General features: G+C 63.4%; 20 protein-coding genes. 15 read left to right on the plus strand and 5 right to left on the minus strand.

Translation table 11 applies throughout. The features are described 5' to 3' along the window. Positions 1 to 57 precede the first annotated feature (57 nt). The gene (locus A7A77_RS04110; protein WP_066554032.1) at positions 58 to 1431 is read right to left on the minus strand and encodes a class II 3-deoxy-7-phosphoheptulonate synthase; all 1374 of its coding nucleotides are present in this window, start codon (positions 1429 to 1431) and stop codon (positions 58 to 60) included. Between the two features lie 201 nt (positions 1432 to 1632). Continuing rightward, positions 1633 to 4551 carry a M16 family metallopeptidase gene (locus A7A77_RS04115; protein WP_245638386.1) on the minus strand — a complete coding sequence of 973 codons (2919 nt, stop codon included), beginning with the start codon at positions 4549 to 4551 and terminating at the stop codon, positions 1633 to 1635. A gap of 127 nt (positions 4552 to 4678) precedes the next feature. Between A7A77_RS04115 and A7A77_RS04120 the strand changes: the two genes are divergently transcribed. The 13 genes from A7A77_RS04120 to A7A77_RS04180 all read left to right on the plus strand — a co-directional run bounded on the left by A7A77_RS04120 (position 4679) and on the right by A7A77_RS04180 (position 14900). Next, on the plus strand, positions 4679 to 5251 hold the full coding sequence (locus A7A77_RS04120) for a NifU family protein (RefSeq protein WP_066554038.1): 573 nt from the start codon (positions 4679 to 4681) through the stop codon (positions 5249 to 5251). Positions 5252 to 5273: 22 nt separating this feature from the next. Beyond that, positions 5274 to 5900 (plus strand): tRNA (adenosine(37)-N6)-threonylcarbamoyltransferase complex dimerization subunit type 1 TsaB, encoded by a 627-nt coding sequence (gene tsaB, locus A7A77_RS04125; protein ID WP_066554041.1) that lies wholly within the window; start codon positions 5274 to 5276, stop codon positions 5898 to 5900. Positions 5901 to 5926: 26 nt separating this feature from the next. Beyond that, on the plus strand, positions 5927 to 6379 hold the full coding sequence (locus A7A77_RS04130; protein WP_066554479.1) for a GNAT family N-acetyltransferase: 453 nt from the start codon (positions 5927 to 5929) through the stop codon (positions 6377 to 6379). A 200-nt stretch (positions 6380 to 6579) separates the two neighbouring features. Continuing rightward, positions 6580 to 7017, plus strand: coding sequence for a Ros/MucR family transcriptional regulator (locus A7A77_RS04135; protein ID WP_066554043.1), 438 nt, complete (start codon positions 6580 to 6582; stop codon positions 7015 to 7017). A gap of 114 nt (positions 7018 to 7131) precedes the next feature. Further along, entirely contained in the window at positions 7132 to 7551 is a 420-nt protein-coding gene (locus tag A7A77_RS04140) for a Fur family transcriptional regulator (protein WP_066554044.1), read from the plus strand. Positions 7552 to 7555: 4 nt separating this feature from the next. Then, complete coding sequence (locus tag A7A77_RS04145; RefSeq protein ID WP_066554046.1) at positions 7556 to 8281, plus strand: lysophospholipid acyltransferase family protein; 726 nt, start codon at positions 7556 to 7558, stop codon at positions 8279 to 8281. Continuing rightward, entirely contained in the window at positions 8278 to 8985 is a 708-nt protein-coding gene (locus A7A77_RS04150) for a hypothetical protein (protein WP_066554048.1), read from the plus strand. The genes A7A77_RS04145 and A7A77_RS04150 overlap by 4 nt, the downstream gene beginning before the upstream one ends. Before the next feature lie 56 nt (positions 8986 to 9041). After that, positions 9042 to 10373 (plus strand): tRNA (N6-isopentenyl adenosine(37)-C2)-methylthiotransferase MiaB, encoded by a 1332-nt coding sequence (gene miaB / locus A7A77_RS04155; RefSeq protein WP_066554050.1) that lies wholly within the window; start codon positions 9042 to 9044, stop codon positions 10371 to 10373. A gap of 74 nt (positions 10374 to 10447) precedes the next feature. Beyond that, positions 10448 to 11356 (plus strand): META domain-containing protein, encoded by a 909-nt coding sequence (locus tag A7A77_RS04160; protein WP_066554052.1) that lies wholly within the window; start codon positions 10448 to 10450, stop codon positions 11354 to 11356. A 200-nt stretch (positions 11357 to 11556) separates the two neighbouring features. Next, the gene (locus A7A77_RS04165; RefSeq protein WP_066554055.1) at positions 11557 to 12540 is read left to right on the plus strand and encodes a PhoH family protein; all 984 of its coding nucleotides are present in this window, start codon (positions 11557 to 11559) and stop codon (positions 12538 to 12540) included. After that, on the plus strand, positions 12537 to 13040 hold the full coding sequence (ybeY, locus tag A7A77_RS04170; RefSeq protein ID WP_066554057.1) for an rRNA maturation RNase YbeY: 504 nt from the start codon (positions 12537 to 12539) through the stop codon (positions 13038 to 13040). Before A7A77_RS04165 ends, ybeY begins: the two co-directional genes overlap by 4 nt. A 25-nt stretch (positions 13041 to 13065) precedes the next feature. Then, entirely contained in the window at positions 13066 to 14016 is a 951-nt protein-coding gene (locus A7A77_RS04175; RefSeq protein WP_082835886.1) for a hemolysin family protein, read from the plus strand. After that, positions 14016 to 14900: a LysR substrate-binding domain-containing protein gene (locus tag A7A77_RS04180; protein WP_172799837.1), complete on the plus strand. Its 885-nt coding sequence runs from the start codon at positions 14016 to 14018 to the stop codon at positions 14898 to 14900. The genes A7A77_RS04175 and A7A77_RS04180 overlap by 1 nt, the downstream gene beginning before the upstream one ends. Before the next feature lie 6 nt (positions 14901 to 14906). Here A7A77_RS04180 and A7A77_RS04185 read toward each other — a convergent pair whose 3' ends face one another. Together A7A77_RS04185 and A7A77_RS04190 are read right to left on the minus strand one after the other, a co-directional pair. Continuing rightward, complete coding sequence (locus A7A77_RS04185; protein ID WP_066554059.1) at positions 14907 to 15791, minus strand: alpha/beta hydrolase family protein; 885 nt, start codon at positions 15789 to 15791, stop codon at positions 14907 to 14909. 31 nt (positions 15792 to 15822) lie between these two features. Continuing rightward, on the minus strand, positions 15823 to 16284 hold the full coding sequence (locus tag A7A77_RS04190; RefSeq protein ID WP_066554062.1) for a peptidylprolyl isomerase: 462 nt from the start codon (positions 16282 to 16284) through the stop codon (positions 15823 to 15825). Positions 16285 to 16572: 288 nt separating this feature from the next. On the opposite strand from A7A77_RS04190, the gene mgtE reads away from it, so the two are divergent. Both mgtE and A7A77_RS04200 read left to right on the plus strand, forming a co-directional pair. Further along, positions 16573 to 18045: a magnesium transporter gene (gene mgtE, locus A7A77_RS04195; RefSeq protein ID WP_082835887.1), complete on the plus strand. Its 1473-nt coding sequence runs from the start codon at positions 16573 to 16575 to the stop codon at positions 18043 to 18045. A 23-nt stretch (positions 18046 to 18068) separates the two neighbouring features. Continuing rightward, positions 18069 to 18461 carry a DUF1489 family protein gene (locus A7A77_RS04200; protein WP_066554063.1) on the plus strand — a complete coding sequence of 131 codons (393 nt, stop codon included), beginning with the start codon at positions 18069 to 18071 and terminating at the stop codon, positions 18459 to 18461. A gap of 12 nt (positions 18462 to 18473) precedes the next feature. Here A7A77_RS04200 and nudC read toward each other — a convergent pair whose 3' ends face one another. Continuing rightward, positions 18474 to 19358 (minus strand): NAD(+) diphosphatase, encoded by an 885-nt coding sequence (nudC, locus tag A7A77_RS04205; protein WP_342668618.1) that lies wholly within the window; start codon positions 19356 to 19358, stop codon positions 18474 to 18476. Positions 19359 to 19386: the final 28 nt, after the last annotated feature.

Here is a 19386-nt window from a genome sequence, read left to right on the forward strand (position 1 = left end):
CGAGGCGGGGCAAATTAACCCGTGATCAAGCCTCGCAACCCTGCGTTTCCGTGAAAATCAGGCGGCTTCCGCCTTGCGCACCGCGGCCTCGGCATTCAGCTCTTCGGCCAGCAGGAACGCCAGTTCGATCGACTGCGCACCGTTGAGACGCGGGTCGCAATGCGTGCGATAACGGTCCGACAGCCCCTCGTCGGTGATGGCAACGGCGCCGCCGGTGCACTCAGTCACGTCCTGACCGGTCATCTCGATGTGGATGCCGCCGGCATGCGTACCCTCTGCACGGTGGACCGCGAAGAAGCCCTTCACTTCCGACAAGATGCGCTCGAACGGGCGGGTCTTCAGGCCCGAAGCCGCCTTGATGACGTTGCCGTGCATCGGGTCGCAAGACCAGACGACGGGGTGGCCTTCGCGCTTTACCGCACGGACCAGCGGGGCAAGCCCTGCCTCCACCTTTTCATGCCCGAAGCGGCTGATCAGCGTAATGCGGCCTGCCTCGCGGCCCGGATTCAGCGTGTCGAGCATCTTCAGCAACGCATCCGGATCCAGCGAAGGACCACACTTCATGCCGATCGGGTTGCCGACACCGCGCAAGTATTCGACATGGGCCGAACCTTCGAAACGGGTGCGATCGCCGATCCACAGCATATGCGCGCTGGTGTCGTACCAGTCGCCGGTCAGCGAATCGCGACGTGTCAGCGCCTGCTCATAGGGGAGCAGGAGAGCTTCGTGGCTTGTATAGAAGCTGGTGCCCTGAAGCTGGGGAACCTCGGCCGGGTTCACGCCGCACGCTTCCATGAAGTCCAGCGCCTCGCCAATGCGGTCAGCCATCTGCGCGAAACGTTCGCCCCACGGGCTGCGGCCGATGTGTTCCAGCGTCCACTGGTGCACCTGCCGCAAGTTTGCATAACCGCCGGTCGCGAATGCGCGCAGCAGGTTTAGCGTCGCCGCCGCCTGGCTATAGGCGCGGACCATCCGTTCGGGGTCGGGCTGGCGGCCCGCTTCCTCGAAATTGATGTCGTTGATGTTGTCACCGAAATAGCTCGGCAGCTCGACATCGCCCTGCTTTTCGGTGGGGGCCGAACGCGGCTTGGCGAACTGGCCCGCCATGCGGCCAACCTTCACCACCGGCTGCTTGCTTGCGAACGTCAGCACGACGGCCATCTGCAGCAGCACGCGGAATGTGTCGCGGATGTTGTCGGGGTGGAATTCGGCAAAGCTTTCCGCGCAGTCGCCGCCCTGAAGCAGGAAACCGCGACCGTTCGCGACTTCGCCAAGGTCGTCCTTCAGCGCGCGGGCTTCGCCGGCAAACACCAGCGGCGGATACGTCGAAAGGCGCTGCTCTGCATCGGCGAGTGCCGACTTGTCGGCATATTCGGGAAGGTGCCTTCCTTCGAATGCCTTCCAGCTTTCCGGGCTCCAGTTGCTTGCCACGTTACGTGCTCCGCCTGACTTGATCTTCGCAGTGTATCTTCGTCGCCGCCATCCCGTCGGGCGGCGCTTGAATATCGTCCGAATTGTCGGAATTGCCCGCCAATACGCCCAAGACCGGCGCAATGCAAAGGTTTCAGCCGCAAATAGTCCGATCACAGTGATCGGACAAGGCGACAGGATGCCCGCGTGGCGAGTGAAACCCTACTTCTTGGCGCTAGCCTCCATACCCTCCGGCACGATCGCGATTTCGAAGGCGCGCGTGTTGTCCAGCGCGGCCCCGGCCAGCATCCGCATCGCCTCCGGCGTCGTTTCCGAATAGTCGGGCATGATCGTGCGGATATCGTCCAGCCGGCGCGGATCGTTGGCACTACCGCCCAATTCGCGCAGCCAGAAACCGTTGCCGCTCGATGCGCGGCTGATCATCTGGCGCAGCGGTTCTGTAACGCGGGCCAGTTCCTCTGCCGTCGGCGGGGTGGTGGACAGGGCCGCCGCGATCTTACGAGCTTCCTCGTAAAAGGCGGGCACGTCCTTGGGCTGGAGCTGCGCCATGGCGAGGATCATGCCGCCATTGTCACGATCAAGCGGCCAGCGCGACCCGACGTTGGGCGCATAGCTTGCCCCAAGTCGTTCACGCATGGCATCGAACAGGCGGTTGTTGAACACTTCCGACAGGATCGCCAGCTGGCGCGAAACGCGAACGCGGTCACGCCCGCCACCCGTGGGCCAGCCGATGATTGCAGCCGCCTGATTGGCATCGCCGCGATGGGTGAGCACCACCGGAACATCCGACGGTTTGGGCAGGTTCGACAGGTCGGGCTGCGGCTTGGCCGCCTCCCGCGGGGGCAGCGCGCCGAAGGTGCGGTTCAGCGCATCGATCGCCTGCGCCTTGTCGAAATCGCCGAAGATCTCGACCTGCACCGGTCCGCTGGCAAGGATCGGTTCCCAAACCCTGCGGAAACCGGCGAAGGTCGCGCGCTCCAGTTCCTGCGGCGTCGCCGTGGCAAAACGGGGATCGCCGCCGCGAAGCAGGCTTTCCAGATCGCGCTGCATCACGCCCTGCGGCGCAGTGCCGTAACTGTCGTAGCTCGACTGCATCGCCGCCTTGGCACGCAGGAACGGGTTTTCGTCCCAGCGGGGCATCTGCAACTTGGCGGCGAAGAGGTAGAGCTGGTCGGCAAGATCGGCCGCGCGGGTTTCCGCGCCGAACATGAAGTCGCCATCGCCGATCGTGAAGTCGAGCCCCATCTTGCGACCGGTGGAAATCTGGTCGAGATCATTCTGCGACAGCGTACCGATGCCCGTACCCATCAGCGCATATTCGCCAAGGTCGATATAGGGCGCATCCTCTGCCGTGAACGCCTTGTACCCCTCACCGAAACGCACGCGCACGGATACGCGGCCCGGTTCGGCATCGCTGGCATAAACCAGCGCCTTGACGCCGTTCGACAAGGTCAGCGTCTCGACATCGAGGATGCCGGTGGGCGTCTGCGACACCAGCGTACCGGGCGTGCCGAGCGAGGGCAGTTCGGCAAAGGAAATCTGTTTGTCCTCGACCCGCGCCGAACCGTCCGCCTCGACCGGAGCGAGCATGGCCGCGCGGAACGCGGCGGCATCGCCATCGGTGGCATCGGGCACATTCAGCAGCCCGCGCACTACGGATCCGGAGAAAAGCTCGCGCGTGTGCTGCAGGATCAGGTCCGGAGTGACCTTGCCCTTCATTCCGGCAAGGACTTTCAGCACGGTATCGGGCGCGGCAACCGTCTCGCGGATGTCGACCGCCTCTATGATATTGTTCGACAGGTCCGACGCCTGCTGCACCGACTGCGTTTCGACGCCGATCGCAAAGGCATTCTCGAACTCGGCGAATTCGCGGGCGATTTCCGCCTCGCTCGGCGGGGAATCGATGGCGTCGGCAATCACCGCGCGCACGTCGGCCAGCGCCCCGCGCCAGTCGTCGCCCAGCGGACGGACGGAAACGAATGTCATGTCGGCGGAACGGCTGACGTCGTCCTGCCCCACTTGCGCGGCAAGGTAGGTTCCGCCGTCGCGTGCGCGGCTTTCCAGTCGCCGGTTGATGATCGCCATGGCCAGCTGGTCGGTCAGGCGACCCTGGTTGTAGACGATGGTGTCGGCCACCTTCTCCCACGGACGCATCACGACATAGGTGACGTTCGTGGGCAAGTCCGGTTCGACGAGAACGGACAGGCGATCGACCGGCGCCAGCGCGCCTTCTGCACCCTTTGCATCCGGCCCCGGCGCAGGCTTACCGAAATCGGGCGCGGCCTCGACACTGCCGGAAACTTTCCAGCCGCCGAAATACTTCTCCAGCATCTGGACCATGACCGCCGGATCGACATCACCGGCCACGGAGATCACGGTGTTTTCGGGCCGGTACCAACGGTGATGGAACGCGCGCACGCTTTTCTGGTTTGCCGCTTCCAGCGTTGCTACCGTGCCGATGGGCGACCGGTCGGCAAGACGCATTCCGGCGAAGAAGGTTTCGCGGGTAGCATCGCCAACGCGTTTGCCCGCGCCGCCATTCTCCCGCATTTCGGCCAGCACGATCGGCACTTCGGTACGCACACCCGCCTCGGTCAGAGTGGGCGCCTCGACCATGCCGGAAAGCAGGCGGAACGTCTCGTCCAGCTTCGTCGGGTTCATGTCCGGCACATCGAGCTTGTAGACGGTGTGCGTCGGCGTTGTTTCGGCATTGGTGTCGGAACCGAACGTCGCGCCCAGTTCCTGCCAGCGGGGGATCGTCTGCCCCTGCTTCAGATATTTCGATTCGCGAAAGGTCAGATGTTCGATCAGGTGGGCGAAACCGCGCTCGCTTTCCGTTTCGTGCAGCGATCCGGCATCGATGCGCACGCGGATCGAAAGCTGGTCCTGCGGCACTTCGTTGAAACGCACCGCGTAACGCACGCCGTTCGACAATTCACCGAACGTCCATTCCGGATCGGGCGGCACGTCGCTGCCGCGATAGATCCATGGCCGCTCCATCTCCACCTGCGGCCATTCGCGCACCGCTTCCGCAGCCGGAGCCGGCTGGGCAAATGCGGGAGCAGAAAGGACGGAGGCGAGCAGGACGCCGGCTGGCGCAACACGATGCAGGAAGGTCATAATTCGAGATATATGGTCGCCAAGCGTGAAGCGCCAGTGAACATGACCGTCATTCCTTTGCGGCGATTGCGCCCGACCGGCTGAAATCAGCGCTTGAACGCGGCGCGAAGGGGCCTAAATCGGCACCATGTTTATCGAGACCGAAACGACCCCGAACCCCAGCACTCTCAAGTTCCTGCCCGGCAGGCAGGTGATGGCGGACGGCACCCGCGAATTCGCCGATCCCGAAGCGGCGGAAATCTCGCCGCTCGCCTCCGCGCTGTTCTCGCTCGGCGATGTTACCAACGTGTTCTACGGCAGCAGTTTCATTTCGGTCAGCGCCGCGCCCGGTACGGATTGGGCACAGTTGAAGCCGCAGGTGGTGGCGGTCCTGCTCGACCATTTCGTAACGGAAGCCCCGCTCTTCACCGGCGGCGATGCCGCCGCGATCGCTGTTCCGGCGGATGACGAGTTCGAGGATGATCCGGCGGATGCCGATATCGTCGCGCAGATCCAGGAACTGATCGAAACCCGCGTTCGCCCGGCAGTGGCAGGCGACGGCGGGGACATCATCTATCGCGGTTTTCGCGAAGGTGTCGTGTACCTGACCATGCAGGGCGCGTGCGCGGGCTGCCCGTCCTCTACCGCAACGCTGAAGCAGGGGATCGAAGGGCTGTTGAAGCACTACGTTCCCGAAGTGAGCGAGGTGCGCGCGGCCTGATCCGCCGCCGCGTCAGCCCGACATGACCCGAACGCTTGTCATCGACAGCGCGACGGACGCCTGTTCCGTCGCCCTGTTCGAAGGCTCCGGACTTGTTGCCGGCGAATGGCTGGCACTGGGTCGCGGCCATGCCGAACGGCTGGTGCCGATGATCGCTGCACTTCCGGACAAGGGCCGCGCGGATCGCATCGCCGTGGCACTCGGCCCCGGCAGCTTTACCGGCATCCGCGTCGGGCTTGCCGCTGCGAAAGCGCTTGGCGTTGCGTGGCACGCCCCGCTGGTGGGCTATTCTACACTCGCCCTGCTTGCCGCGCAGGCCCGGATCGAAGCCGGAGAGCAGGAATTGGCCGTCGTCAATGCCGGCGGGCATGGCGAATGGTTCGTGGAAAGCTTCGACGCCGAAGGTCGGAGCACGGCTCCGGTCCGGTCGCTGAAACCTGAGGCGGCGGCCGAAGCCGGGCTGCCTGCTCTAGCTGTCGGCAGCCGCGCCGAAGCCTTGATCGAACTTCGCAAACACGGTGAAGCGATGCCGCTTTCCCCCGATGCGCGCGCATTTGCCGCGCTTCCCCGAACTGCGCTGCTGGACGATATCCGCCCGATCTATGGCCGCGCGCCGGATGCGAAGCCAGCTGGCGGGGGGATGGCGTGACAGCAACGCGCGCCGAACTCTCCGGCATGATGGACGTGATGCTGGCTGCGTTCGATCCGATCTACGGAGAGGCTTGGAACGAACAGCAATTGCTGTCGGCGCTCATGATCCCCGGCACGCGCTACGCAATCATCGATGCGAGCGGCGTGATCGGGCCGCCCACCGCGGCAGTGGAAACGGCAGGGTTCTACCTGACCCGCCAGATTTGCGACGAAGAAGAGCTGTTGCTCATCGCCGTGGCACCGGAATATCGCCGCATTGGTCTCGCCTCGCGACTGCTGCGCCACTTGTTTTCGGCCGCTACAGATCGCGGAACTACTCGGCTGTTTCTTGAAATGAGAGACGATAATCCGGCCCGTCATTTCTATGACAGTTTCGGCTTTCACCAAGTCGGATTGCGCAAAGCATACTATCGCGGCGCCGATGGCAACTTACGAAACGCACTGACGCTTTCTGCATCAGTTGGGAAAACTATGTAGAAAGTACGATTAATTCATGAATTTAAATACATCGTAATTACAAAAAATCGCTAACTCATCATGTATTATTCTCCAAAAGAACCGCTTGTTGAGAGCGATATGACCACGTATAGCCAGCCACGGCCAATCGAACATGTTCTCCCCCTACAACGCACCCCCGCGCGTTATCGAATTGGCCGGAGAAGAAAGGTAATTTCGAGATGGAACAGTCCGCCATGGACATGAAGGAAACGCTGATTACGCTAACTTCGGACATCGTTGCGGCTCATGTGAGCAACAATTCGGTCGCGGTTGAAGAAGTGCCTACGCTGATCAGCAACATCTACAGCGCGCTTGCAGGTCTCGGCAGCGAGGCGAGCGAGCCGGAAACACCGCCCGAACCGGCGGTATCGATCCGCGCCTCGGTCAAGCCCGACTACATCGTCTGCCTTGAAGACGGCAAGAAGCTGAAAATGCTCAAGCGTCATCTCATGACCCATTACAACATGACGCCGGAAGAATACCGCGCGCGCTGGAACCTGCCGGCAGATTATCCGATGGTTGCCCCCAACTATGCGGATAAGCGCCGCGAACTGGCTAAGAAGATCGGTCTTGGGCGCAAGCCGGGCCGCCGCAAGGCCGCTGCGAAGAAAGCCTGACACCGCACCTTATTGCGACTGTCGAAATCGAATACGCAGCAGGTTGCGGATTGGCGCTGGGCTTCTATTATCGCCCTGCCCGGCAACCTGCTGCGTTTCGAAGGTTCCTGAAGTTTGACCAATCGTATCGACATTGAAGCGGTGTGCGCGGAACGCGGCCTTCGCATTACCGAACAGCGGCGCGTGATCGCCCGCGTCCTTTCCGACAGCGAAGACCATCCCGATGTCGAACGGTTGCACGAACGTGCGGTCGCCATCGATCCGCGCATTTCTATCGCCACGGTTTACCGCACGGTCCGCCTGTTCGAGGAAGCGGGCATTCTGGATCGTCACGATTTCGGTGACGGACGGGCCCGTTACGAAGCATCGCCGGAATCGCATCACGATCACCTGATCGATGTGGAAACGGGCAAGGTCGTCGAATTCGTCGATCCAGAGCTTGAGGCGCTGCAACGGCAGATCGCCGAACGCCTCGGCTTTCGCCTCGTCGACCACAGGATGGAGCTTTATGGCGTGAGGCTGGACCGGGACTGATCGCATGCGCGGCATGCTGATCGGCATCCGTATCACCGCGATGATCGGCTGGCTTCTGGCCTGCATCCCTGCCCATTTCGCGTCACAGCTCATATACCGCAAAAGTCGCCTGCCCCGCATCTTCTTGGGTGGGATATGCCTTATCGCAGGCGTGAATATCACTCGCAGCGGCGAACGTGCCGGCGATCGCACGATCCTGCTGGCCAATCATGTAAGCTGGCTGGACATTCCTATCCTTGCCGCGTCCACCGGCACGGCATTCGTCGCTCATGACGGGCTTGCCGACAGTGTTTTCCTCAAATGGCTGTGCGAGATGAACGACACCGTGTTCATCGCCCGCACCCGCCGCGCCACCGTGGCCAGACAGGTCGACCAGGTGCGAAGCGCGCTCGAACGCTCGCCGGTCCTCACCCTGTTTCCCGAAGGAACCACGGGCAACGGAAGGGACCTGCTTCCGTTCAAGAGTGCGCTGCTGTCCGCCATCGATCCCCCGCCCCGCGACGTTGCGGTTCAGCCGGTGCTTGTCGATTTCGGCGATCTGGCCGAAGAAATCGCATGGGCGGGCGATGAACCCGGGCTCGACAATTTCTTCAGGATCCTTGGCCGCGTTGCCGAATTGCCGGTCACGCTCCATTTCCTGCCGCCTCTGACCGGCCACGAACTCGACGGGCGCAAGACCATCGCGTCGGCGGTGCAGTCGGCACTAACCAGGGCTGGAGCGGCGCGATGAAAGTGATTGTCGGACAGGAGCTGGATCTGCGCACGCTGAGCGGGCGCGATCATCCGGCCCACGTTTCGGGTTACCGCCTCGAAAATTGTGAGGTGATGGGCACGATGCTGGCCAGCCGCCATCCCGGCGAATGGCGCACCATCCGCGATTGCGAGGCAATCGGCTGCCGACACTACAATTGCGCGCTCAGCGGCACGGCGGTCGAAGATTGCCTGATCGACACGATGGGACAGGCAGGACCGGGCTATTTCACGCTGGACGGCTGCGTGTTCCGGCACGTCATCTTGCGCGGCAAGCTGACCACAACGCTGTTCCGCTTCGGTACCGATCCCTATGAGATACCTGCGATAGGCCCCCGGTTCTCGGACATGTGGCAGGGAGAGATGGTCCGTTATTACCGCGACGTCGATTGGGCGATCGACGTGACTGCGGCGAAATTCACCGCGTTCACTTCGCTGACAACCGTTCCGGGCGATCTCGTCCGTTTCGATCCCGCGCGCGCTATCCGCATCCGGCGGGAAATGCTGACCGGCAACTGGGCCGATGGCATGCCCGGCGTGATGCAGATCTGTTGCGAGGATTTCCTCGGATACAGTCCCTTCGACAGCTTTGTCGTGCAGCGCGGCGAACCGAAAAAGAACCGTGAGCGTTTCGAGGACGAGGCCGGCTGGATGCGCAAACACGGATTTGCCGAACCGGCCTGACATTCGACACCGGCGCGATCTTCAAATCCTGCGCGAAAGCGCGTAAGGGCGCGGCCATGAACAAGGTTACCGCCCCCAAAAGTTTTCGCGTGAAGAGCTTCGGCTGCCAGATGAACGTCTATGACGGCGAACGCATGGCCGAGCTTCTCGGCGCCCAAGGCATGGAAGCGGCAGGCGAGGGCGAGGACGCCGATCTCGTCGTGCTGAACACCTGCCATATCCGCGAAAAGGCGGCGGAGAAGGTCTATTCCGACATTGGCCGGATCGTGAAGGATTGGCGCCGCGACGATGGCTCCAGCCCGATGATCGCCGTTGCCGGATGCGTCGCGCAGGCAGAGGGCGAGGAGATCATGAAACGCGCCAAGGGCGTAAGCATGGTCGTCGGCCCGCAAGCCTACCACCGCCTGCCGGAAATGATCGGCAAGGCCAGCGCGGGCGAGCGCGTCACCGATACCGACATGCCGGCAGAGGCCAAGTTCGGCGCCCTTCCCGCCCGCCGCAAGCGTGCGCCATCCGCTTTCCTGACGGTGCAGGAAGGCTGCGACAAGTTCTGCACTTATTGCGTCGTGCCCTATACCCGCGGCGCCGAAATCTCCCGCCCGTTTGCCGATCTTGTCGAAGAGGCGAAACTGCTGGTCGATCAGGGCGCGCGGGAAATAACCCTGCTGGGCCAGAACGTGAATGCGTGGACCGGCGAAGACGCAAAGGGCCGCGCCATTGGCCTGGACGGGCTGATCCGCGAACTGGCCGCGATGCCGGACCTTGCCCGCATCCGCTATACCACCAGCCACCCCAACGACATGACCGACGCGCTGATCGCCGCGCATGGCGAAGTGGGCAAGCTGATGCCCTACCTCCACCTGCCGGTGCAGGCGGGCAGCGACCCGATCCTTGCCGCGATGAACCGCAGCCATAGTGTAGACAGCTACCTCCGCATCATCGAACGCGTGCGCGATGCGCGGCCCGACATCGCCATCAGCGGCGATTTCATCGTCGGCTTCCCCGGCGAGAGCGACGCAGACTTCGAAGCGACGCTGCGCCTTGTCGAACAGGTCCGCTACGCCGCTGCCTTCAGCTTCAAGTATTCGCCCCGCCCCGGCACGCCCGCCGCGACCATGGAAGACCAGATCGCGGCCGAAGTGATGGACGAGCGCCTGCAGCGCCTGCAGTCCGCCATCACACGCGACCAGCTGGCATTCAACACTGCCAGCGTCGGGCGCACTTGCGACGTGCTGGTCGAACGCACCGGCCGGCGCGATGGGCAGTGGCTGGGCAAGACGCCGTGGCTGCAGTCCGCGCACTTCACCGGCGAATGCAAGGTCGGTGATCTCGTCACGGTCCAACTGGTGGAAGCGGGGCCGAATTCCTTGTCCGCCGTTACTGTCTGACGGAAGCATTACTTGGTCCCGCACTGTCATTTCGCTTGCGCGGCAGGACAGTTTGGCGAAAAAGCGCAACCGACATGGTAGAGCGCGGCAACTCCCTGAAATGGCTTCTTTCGTGCGGGCTGCTCGCACTTTCCGCCTGCGGCAGCACGCCTGTCGTGGAAACCGAGGATGAACCCATCGTGCCTGCCTCGCCGGATCCGGTCGCGCCTTCGCCGGTCGCATCCGGGGCAGACAACAAACTCGCCGCCGGGTTCGCCCCTATCGCCTTCGATCTTGCCGGATCGAGCTGGCTGGTCATCGCCATCGACGGCGAACCTCTCGCCGAGCGCTATTCCGATCTCGCCACCGTCCATTTCACCGATTCGATGCTTTACTGGCAGGCCTGCAACCACCACGAGGGTCTTTACGTGAAAACGCGGGCCAGCTTCGCCGCCGGCCCCGCCATGGCGACGCTGGTGGCCTGCCCGCAGGGAAGCCCTGACGGCGCGATGGCGCAAGTGCTCGGCAATCGCCCGCTCATCTCCCGCAATGCCGAGGGGAAGATCATGCTGACATCCGACAAGGGCAGCCTGACCCTCTCCCAGATGGAAAGCGCCTATCGCGATACGCCCGCCCCGCCGCTGGAGGCAGGGCCGTTCCGCCTGATGATAGCTGACGGCGGCGCGCGCCCGCCGGTGCTATCATTCAAGGGCGGGGACTTCGCGGTCTGGATGGACTGCCCCGACGCGATCCGCGGACAGGCCAACGTGCGCAAGGGCCGGATGGCGACCAGTGACGTTGCCGTGCAGACAACGTGCGACAGCCACCGGCAGACGGCAATGCGCACGCTGGGCGATTTTCTGGCTCGCGGCCCCTCCATCGCACGTGGAGCCAATGGCGAACTGATGCTCAGCGACGGCGAGACCGTCATCTTCGGGCGCCAGTGCCATCCCGATCCGTCCCCTTGCGAGTATGTGGAAACGGGCGATCAGGACCGGGCATAGGCGGTTGTGGCGGCTTGTCACGGCGCGCGGGTGTCCTATCTTCAACAGGTAACCGAGTCGCGCGGGGCCCGAACCTGACGGGAACCGGCAACCCGCCCGGCGCCGAACAAGGATATCGAGTGAGCCGCAAGCAAGCGCGCGTTCCAGCATCCGTCAACGGCAACGGCCACGAAGCCGCTGCAAGCACCCCCGCTGTACCCATGGCCGCGACGCACAGCCGCGCCCGCACCGAAATGGAGTTCGAGAACCCCGAAGTTCTCGGCATGCTGTTCGGGCAGTTCGATGCCAATCTGGTCCATATAGAGAACCGGCTGGGCGTCTATATCTCGGCCCGCGGCAACCGCATCCAGATCGAGGGACCGGAAGAAGCCGTCGCCCGCGCCCGCGATGTCCTGTCGGGCATGCACACCCGCCTGAAACAGGGGTTCGAACTGGATCAGGGCGCGGTGGAATCGCTGATCGCGATGTCGAACGAGCCGACGCTGGAAGGGATCATCACCGGCAACGACAAACGCCCGCCGGTCATGATCCGCACCCGCAAGAAGACGATCGTGCCCCGTTCGGCCGCACAGATCGACTACATGCAGGCGCTCACCAGCAACGAAGTGATCTTCGCGCTCGGCCCGGCAGGTACGGGCAAGACCTACCTCGCCGTCGCGCAGGCGGTTGCGCAGCTCATCACCGGATCGGTCCAGCGCCTGATCTTGTCGCGCCCTGCGGTGGAAGCGGGCGAGCGTCTGGGCTTCCTGCCCGGCGACATGAAGGAAAAGGTCGATCCCTACCTGCGCCCGCTCTACGATGCACTTTACGATTGCCTGCCGGCCGAACAGGTCGAACGCCGGATCGCCAGCGGAGAGATCGAGATCGCACCGATCGCCTTCATGCGCGGCCGCACGCTGGGTGATGCCTTCGTCATCCTCGACGAGGCGCAGAACACCACGCCCGCCCAGATGAAGATGTTCCTCACCCGTTTCGGCCAGAACAGCCGGATGGTGGTGTGCGGAGACCCGCGGCAGGTCGATATCCCCGGCGGCGATTCCTATTCCGGCCTTGCCGACGCGGTAAAGCGGCTGGAAGGGATCGAGGGGATCGCGGTTTCGCGCTTTACTGCGGCAGACGTGGTGCGCCACCCGATCGTGGGCCGCATCGTCGACGCTTACGAGGGCCCCGACGCGATCCCATGACTTCCCCTGTACTGGAACTGGATGTCGATCCGATCTGGGGGGATTCGATCGACTGGGACGGCTGGGCAGCAGAAACTGCCGCTGCCGTGGCCGCCGAAGTCCCTGAAATCGCGAGTGAGGACATCCTTGTCAGCGTCGTGCTGGCCGATGACGAGGAAGTGCACGGCCTGAACCGCCAATGGCGCGGAAAAGACAAGCCTACCAATGTATTGAGCTTTCCCATGCTGTCGCGAGAAGAACTTTTACGCGTCGCCGAATGCCCCGGCGCGCCGGCCATGCTGGGCGATATCATCATGGCGTTCGGGGTCTGTTCGCGAGAGGCGGACGAAAAATCTGTTGCACTTGCGAACCACGCGACCCATTTGCTTGTCCACGGCCTGCTCCATCTCGTCGGTTACGACCACGAGGAGAGTGTTGAAGAAGCCGTGGCGATGGAGACGCTTGAGACGCGAATCCTCGCCGGACTGGGCATTCCCGACCCCTACGGGGACAGGGCCTGACCCGTAAAGGAGTGAGACAGCCGCCATGACGGACGGCGACTTCAGTGGTGATTCGCGCAACCCGGAGCCTGAGCGACGGGGCGAGAAGCGATTCCTGTGGAACCGGATCCGCGATTTCTTCGACGGGAACGAGGGCGACCAGTCCCTGCGTGCCCAGATCGAGGAAGCGATCGACGAGCATGAAGAGGAAGAGCAGCGCGACGGGCTTCCGCCGGAAAAGGGTGATCTTTCCCCGATCGAGCGCCAGATGCTCCGCAATCTCCTGCATTTCAGCGAACACGATGCCGACGACGTGGCGATCCCGCGCGGAGAAATCATCGCCATCGACCGGGCATCGAGCTGGGAAGAGCTTGTCGCGACCTTTGCCGAGCACGGCCATTCGCGCATGCCGGTCTATTCCGAAACACTCGACCATGTCATCGGCATGATGCACATCAAGGATGTCTTCCCCTACCTCGCCTGCGACAAGACGCCGCCGGCGGACTGGACGAAGCTGATGCGCCAGCCACTTTACGTGCCGCAGGCGCGCGGTGCTCTCGACGTGCTTGCCGACATGCGTGCACGCCGCGTCCACCTTGCCATCGTGGTCGATGAATATTCGGGAACGGACGGGATCATCACGATCGAGGATCTGGTCGAAGAGATCGTCGGCGATATCGAGGACGAGCATGACGACGCGCCGGTCGATCTGCTGGTCCCGCTGGACGAGGGCATGTGGGATGCCGACGCCCGCACCGAACTGGAAGAAGTCGCCCGCCGCGTCGATCCGCGCCTTGCCGAAGTGGAAGAGGCCGTCGATACGCTGGGCGGGCTTGCCTTCGTACTGGCTGAAAAGGTGCCGGTCGTGGGCGAGATCATGGATCACGAAAGCGGCTGGAAACTTGAAGTGATCGCCGGCAACGAACGCCATGTCGAACGGCTTCGCCTGCATCCGCCAGTCGTCGAACACGAAACCACGGAAGACCAGGCGGCGTGATGCTGTCCCGTCGCCTGCCGCCCTTGCGCTCGCTGGAAGCTTTCGTGCGCATATCCCGCCTCGGTTCGGCCAAGGCGGCGGCGGACGAGCTTGCCATCAGCCCCTCTGCACTGTCGCGCCGGCTTTCGGCGCTGGAAGAGTTTACCGGCAAGAAGCTGTTCAACCGCAAGCACCAGGCCATGACGCTGACCGAGGATGGCCAAGCGCTGTTCGAAGCGGTGGCCCCCATCCTTGACGAGCTTGCCGAACAGATCGGCCGTCAGATGGCCGACAGCAAGATCATGCGCCTGCGCCTTGGCGTCATGCCCCTTTTCGGCGGCCAGCGCCTGATGCCGCGCCTGCCCGAACTGCGCAGGCTCTATCCCACGCTGCACATCGATCTCGATTCCTCGGCCCATCCGGTGCCGAAGCTGGGCGATACGCTGGATGCGGCGATCACGCTGGCCGACGAGCCGGATGCGAAGCTGCATTGCGTGCGTCTCGATCACAACCGGGTCCATGCCATCGCATCGCGCCAGCTGGTAAAGGAACTGGGCGACGTCCCCGATCCGGTAAAGCTTTCGAAACAAAGCTTCCTGCTCCATTCCGAAATGGTGAAAAGCTTCGATGTCTGGCGCGAGGCGACGGGCATGGGCGACAAGTATTTGCCCACCGTGGACCATTTCGACAGCGGGCCGCTCCTGCTGGAGGCTGCGGCACAGGGACTGGGCATTGCAATCATGCATGGCGACCACATCGCACGATCGAACGACAATCGTCTGGCCACACTATACGACCTGAATGTCGAAAGCCCCTACAGCTACTGGTTCGTGTGCAAGCCGCGCGCGCTGGAAAGCCGCCCGGTGCGCATATTCCACGACTGGCTGGTCAGCGCCGGGCTCTAATCGTCCTCACTCCGCCGGATGAATGCGGTTCACCGGCGGGGGACCGATGGCATTCCTTTCCACAGACAGCGCCGCTCCTGCATCGTCGATTGCCGCGACCCAGGTCAGGCAGTCCGCCAGGCGGCGCATGTAGTGCTTGGCGACAGGATTGATCGTCGTCTGGCAGTCGATGACATAACCGTCCCACTCCTTGTCATTCGTCAGCACTCTGACCCAGGCGGCAACTTCACCGGATTCCGAAACGGAGACGTGCACCGGGGCTTTCCAGTCCCCTGCCGGGGCCAACGCAGTGCCGCTGGCATTGGGATTGAACAGGTAGCTGGACAACGTGGCGGGTAACGCGCCGTCTTCGGCGACCAGTTTTTTCAGGACGTGATCGGCGATCCGCCCGCCCAGCGAGTGCCCGGCAAGGGCAACGGGAACAGAGGCATACCCGCCCTCGTCAAGCCCGGCCCTCACTTGCCGGTAAGTCGTCAGACCCCGCGGTCCCTGCCGCCCCAGCAAGGTGCCGTGCCACCAGTCCTTCGGCCCCTCTGTTCCGCGATAGACGAGCACGACCTCGGACAATCCGCCCTTCTCGTCAAACCGGTCGAACAGGGAATAGGCATAGCCGTAATGGTCATCGACGGTCGCGTACCGCTCTTTCAGATCGGGCGGCAGGAGATATTCGCGGTCGAGATAATCGTCGCTCTCCTCCGCCTCCTGCCAATAGGCATTCTGGGCGAGCTGCGCATAGCCCCATGTCTGGCGAGCGACTTCGCGCGATCGGGGGCACCATCCACCCTCGCCCGCGCAGTCGTGCGGCAGGCGGGTGATCCGGTGCGTGCACCCGCCCAGCAGCAAGACTGCGGGCAGGAGCGTTATCGCAATGGCGCGAGCCGGCAGCTTCATGCTTGCCGCCCCGCGCCGGTCACGTTTTCGTTCAGGCAACCGTCGCCTTGACGATCTTGCCGGGGTTTGCCGGCGGCTCACCCTTGGGCAGGGCGTCGATCACGTCCATGCCACTCTCCACTTCGCCCCAGACGGTGTACTGGCGGTCGAGGAAACGGGCGTCGTCGAAGCAGATGAAGAACTGCGAGTTCGCGCTGTGCGGTGCGCTGGTGCGCGCCATCGAGCAGACACCGCGAACGTGCGGGTGGTCGTTGAACTCGGCCTGCAGGTCGGGCTTGTCCGAACCGCCCATGCCGGTCCCGTTGGGGCAGCCGCCCTGCGCCATGAAGCCGGGGATGACGCGGTGGAACTTCACGCCGTCATAGAACCCTTCGCCGGCCAGTTCCTTGATGCGCGCGACATGGCCCGGAGCAATCTCGGGAAGCAGCTTGATGACAACGTCCTTGGGTGCGCCGTCGCCGGTGTCGATGGAAAAGGTGAGAGTTTCGGCCATGTCAGCTCCAGAATAGGTGGTTACGGGCACACGGTCGCATCGCACGTCCGGGCACCCCTATGGAACGCGGATATAGGGATTGGTCCGGCAAAGTCATCCCCGCTCTATCCCCGATCGCTCCCCAGACCTGCCCACAGGATTATCCACAAGCTGTCCCCAGCCGTACCATGAATGGTTCCGGTGAACACCGGCTTGTTAGGCGGTTGCTTTTGCGGCGCAGCATTCTAGTTACAGTCGCAAGGTCATGCCGCGCCGGCGACCTCTCCACCAACGCAAGCGAAGGGCAAGATGGACCGCGACGATCCCTCCCTGCTGGAAAAAGAGCGCGCTGGCGAGGAAGAGGTGCTGCGCGTGAAAGAGCGTGATGCCGCGCGCGCGGAGGATGAGAAGGCGGGCGAGATCGAGCATCTCGACGAAGACGATCGCCTGACCCGCGAATATGTCGAGGCGGTTCGCGACGCCGTCGACGAAGGTGACGACGACCGTGTCTTCGATCTGGTCGAACCGCTGCACCCCGCCGACATCGCCGACCTTGTCGAGCTGATCCCGGCAGAGGAACGCCCCGCCCTCGGCAAGGCCATTGCCGAACTGATGACCGGCGAGGTCATCTCCGAACTGAACGAACACGTTCGCGACGAACTGTTCGAGGACCTGTCTGCCGACGCGGTTGCCCAGATCGCAGAGCAGATGGAGACCGACGACGCGGTCGCGCTGATCGAGGATCTGGAGGAGGACGAGCAACGCGCCGTCCTTGCCGAACTCGACCCCGAAGACCGCGCCGCGATCGAGGATGCGCTGTCGTTTCCGGAGGAATCGGCAGGCCGCCTGATGCAGCGCGACCTGGTCGCGGTGCCCGAACACATCACCGTCGGCGACCTCATCGACTACCTGCGCGACAACGGCGACCTCACCACCGAGTTCTGGGAAGTCTTTGTCGTCGACCCTGCCCACCGTCCGGTCGGCACGTGCCAGCTTTCGTGGATCCTGCGCACGCCGCGCCACATCGCCATCGGCGACGTGATGAAGCGCGACCAGACCCTGATCCAGGCGACGATGGACCAGGAAGAGGTTGCCCTTCGCTTCCAGAAATATGCCCTGATCTCCGCCGCCGTAGTCGACAGTTCGGGCCGGTTGATCGGCCAGATCACGGCCGACGATATCGTGCACATCATCCAGGAAGAGGCGAGCGAAGACGCCCTGTTGATGAGCGGTGCGGGCGAAGGCGACATCAACCAGCCGATCCGCCAGTCCTATTCCGAACGCGTGCGCTGGCTGATCGCGAACCTTGGCACTGCGCTCATCGCCTCGCTCATCATCGCGATGTTCGGTGCGGCGATCGAGAAACTGGTCGCGCTGGCGGTTCTGATGCCCATCGTGGCATCCATTGGCGGCAATGCGGGCACGCAGACGATGGCCGTTTCGGTCCGCGCGCTGGCCATGAACCAGCTGACCCAGTCGAACACCGTGCGCGTGCTGTGGCGCGAAATGCGGGTCGCCCTGCTGAACGGCGTGACGGTCGCCGCCCTGATCGGCGGCGCGACGGCCTTTATCTTCCAGCCGTTGCTTGGCGTGGTCATCGCGGTGGCGGTCGTGATCAACATCATCACTGCCGGACTCGCAGGCGTTGCCGTGCCCGTGCTGTTCGATCGGCTGGATCAGGACCCTGCGGTCGCATCCTCCGTCTTCGTCACGATGATCACCGATTCGATGGGTTTCTTCGCTTTCCTCGGCCTTGCGGTGGCATCGGGACTGGTAGGTTAGCGCACACATCCCATATCGGGTCGATGCCGCTTCACCTGACCAAGATCGCCTTCGGCGCGAAAAGTTACGCCGACATCGAGAACTGGTTCGCCAATCGCCCGCGCGTATCGCTGACGACGCGCTATTGCCCGAAGCGGGTCGAGGAGCTGGAAGGCGGATCGCTCTACTGGATTCACGAACACGCCATCGTCGCGCGCAGCCCGATCATCGGGTTTGCGCAGCTGGAAAACGGGCGCTGGTCGATCGATCTCGAACCGCGCCTGATCCGCGTCCATTCGCGCCCCAAGCGCGCGCATCAGGGCTGGCGTTACCTGAAGGACGAAGACGCCCCGCCCGATCTGGCCGAAGGGGACGATGCCGGCGATGTCCTGCCCGGCAAGCTGCTGGGCAAGCTTTCCAAACTGGGCCTTGTCTAGACCGCCATTCGTTTAAGGCTGTTCAAGCCAGATTCGCAGCAAGCGGTGCGCAATGGCATAGCGCGGCGGCGGGATGAACGCACCGGTCCGGCCCGACATAGCCTCTCGCACTTCGGCTTCGGTAAACCAGCGCGCGTCGGCCAGCTCGGTCCTGTCCACCACGATCCGTTCGTGGAACGTGACGCCGGTGCAACCGATCATCAGTTGCGAGGGCATCGGCCATGCCTGGCTGGCGACATAGCGGACCTGCGCGACGGGCAGCCCCGCCTCCTCCATCACTTCACGGCGAACGGCTTCCTCCACCGTTTCGCCCGGCTCCACAAAACCCGCCAACGCGGAATAGCGCCCCTCGCCCCAGCCAAGGCCCCGCCCCAGCAGCACCCTGCGGTTACCGTCGTCCGCGCGATGTTCGATGGTCATGATCGTCACCGGATCGACGCGCGGGAAATGCTGGGCGCCGCAATCCTCGTTCAGGCACGAACGCTGCCAGCCGCCCTTGGCGATGGCAGTATGCGAACCGCATTGCGCGCAGAACCTGTGCCGCGCGTGCCAGTCGACGATACTGCGCGCACCGGCATAAATCCCGAACTGCCGGTCGTGCAACGAACCCATGGCATTGATGAAGCCTGCGCGGTCACCGAATACCGGGCGGCGCGGGACGGCTGCGAAACATCCCCTGTCACCATCCAGCCCCAGGAATACCAGTTCGGCATCCTCGTCCACTTCGGCCAGAGAGCCCCACGTCAGCGCACCATCGTCGCCCTGAACGGGAAGCAACCCGGTCAGCCGAAGAACGCGCGCGCGCATCCCCATCAGGCTGGACAATGCATCGGGATCGGCCCTGATATGATCGGCGCGATCCAGTTCGGTGATCATGGGCATGGTGTGTTCGGGCAATGCAGGTCCTCCTGCCAGAGGCTTAGGG

This window comes from Croceicoccus bisphenolivorans (assembly GCF_001634625.1).
Taxonomy (GTDB): Bacteria; Pseudomonadota; Alphaproteobacteria; order Sphingomonadales; family Sphingomonadaceae; genus Croceicoccus; species Croceicoccus bisphenolivorans.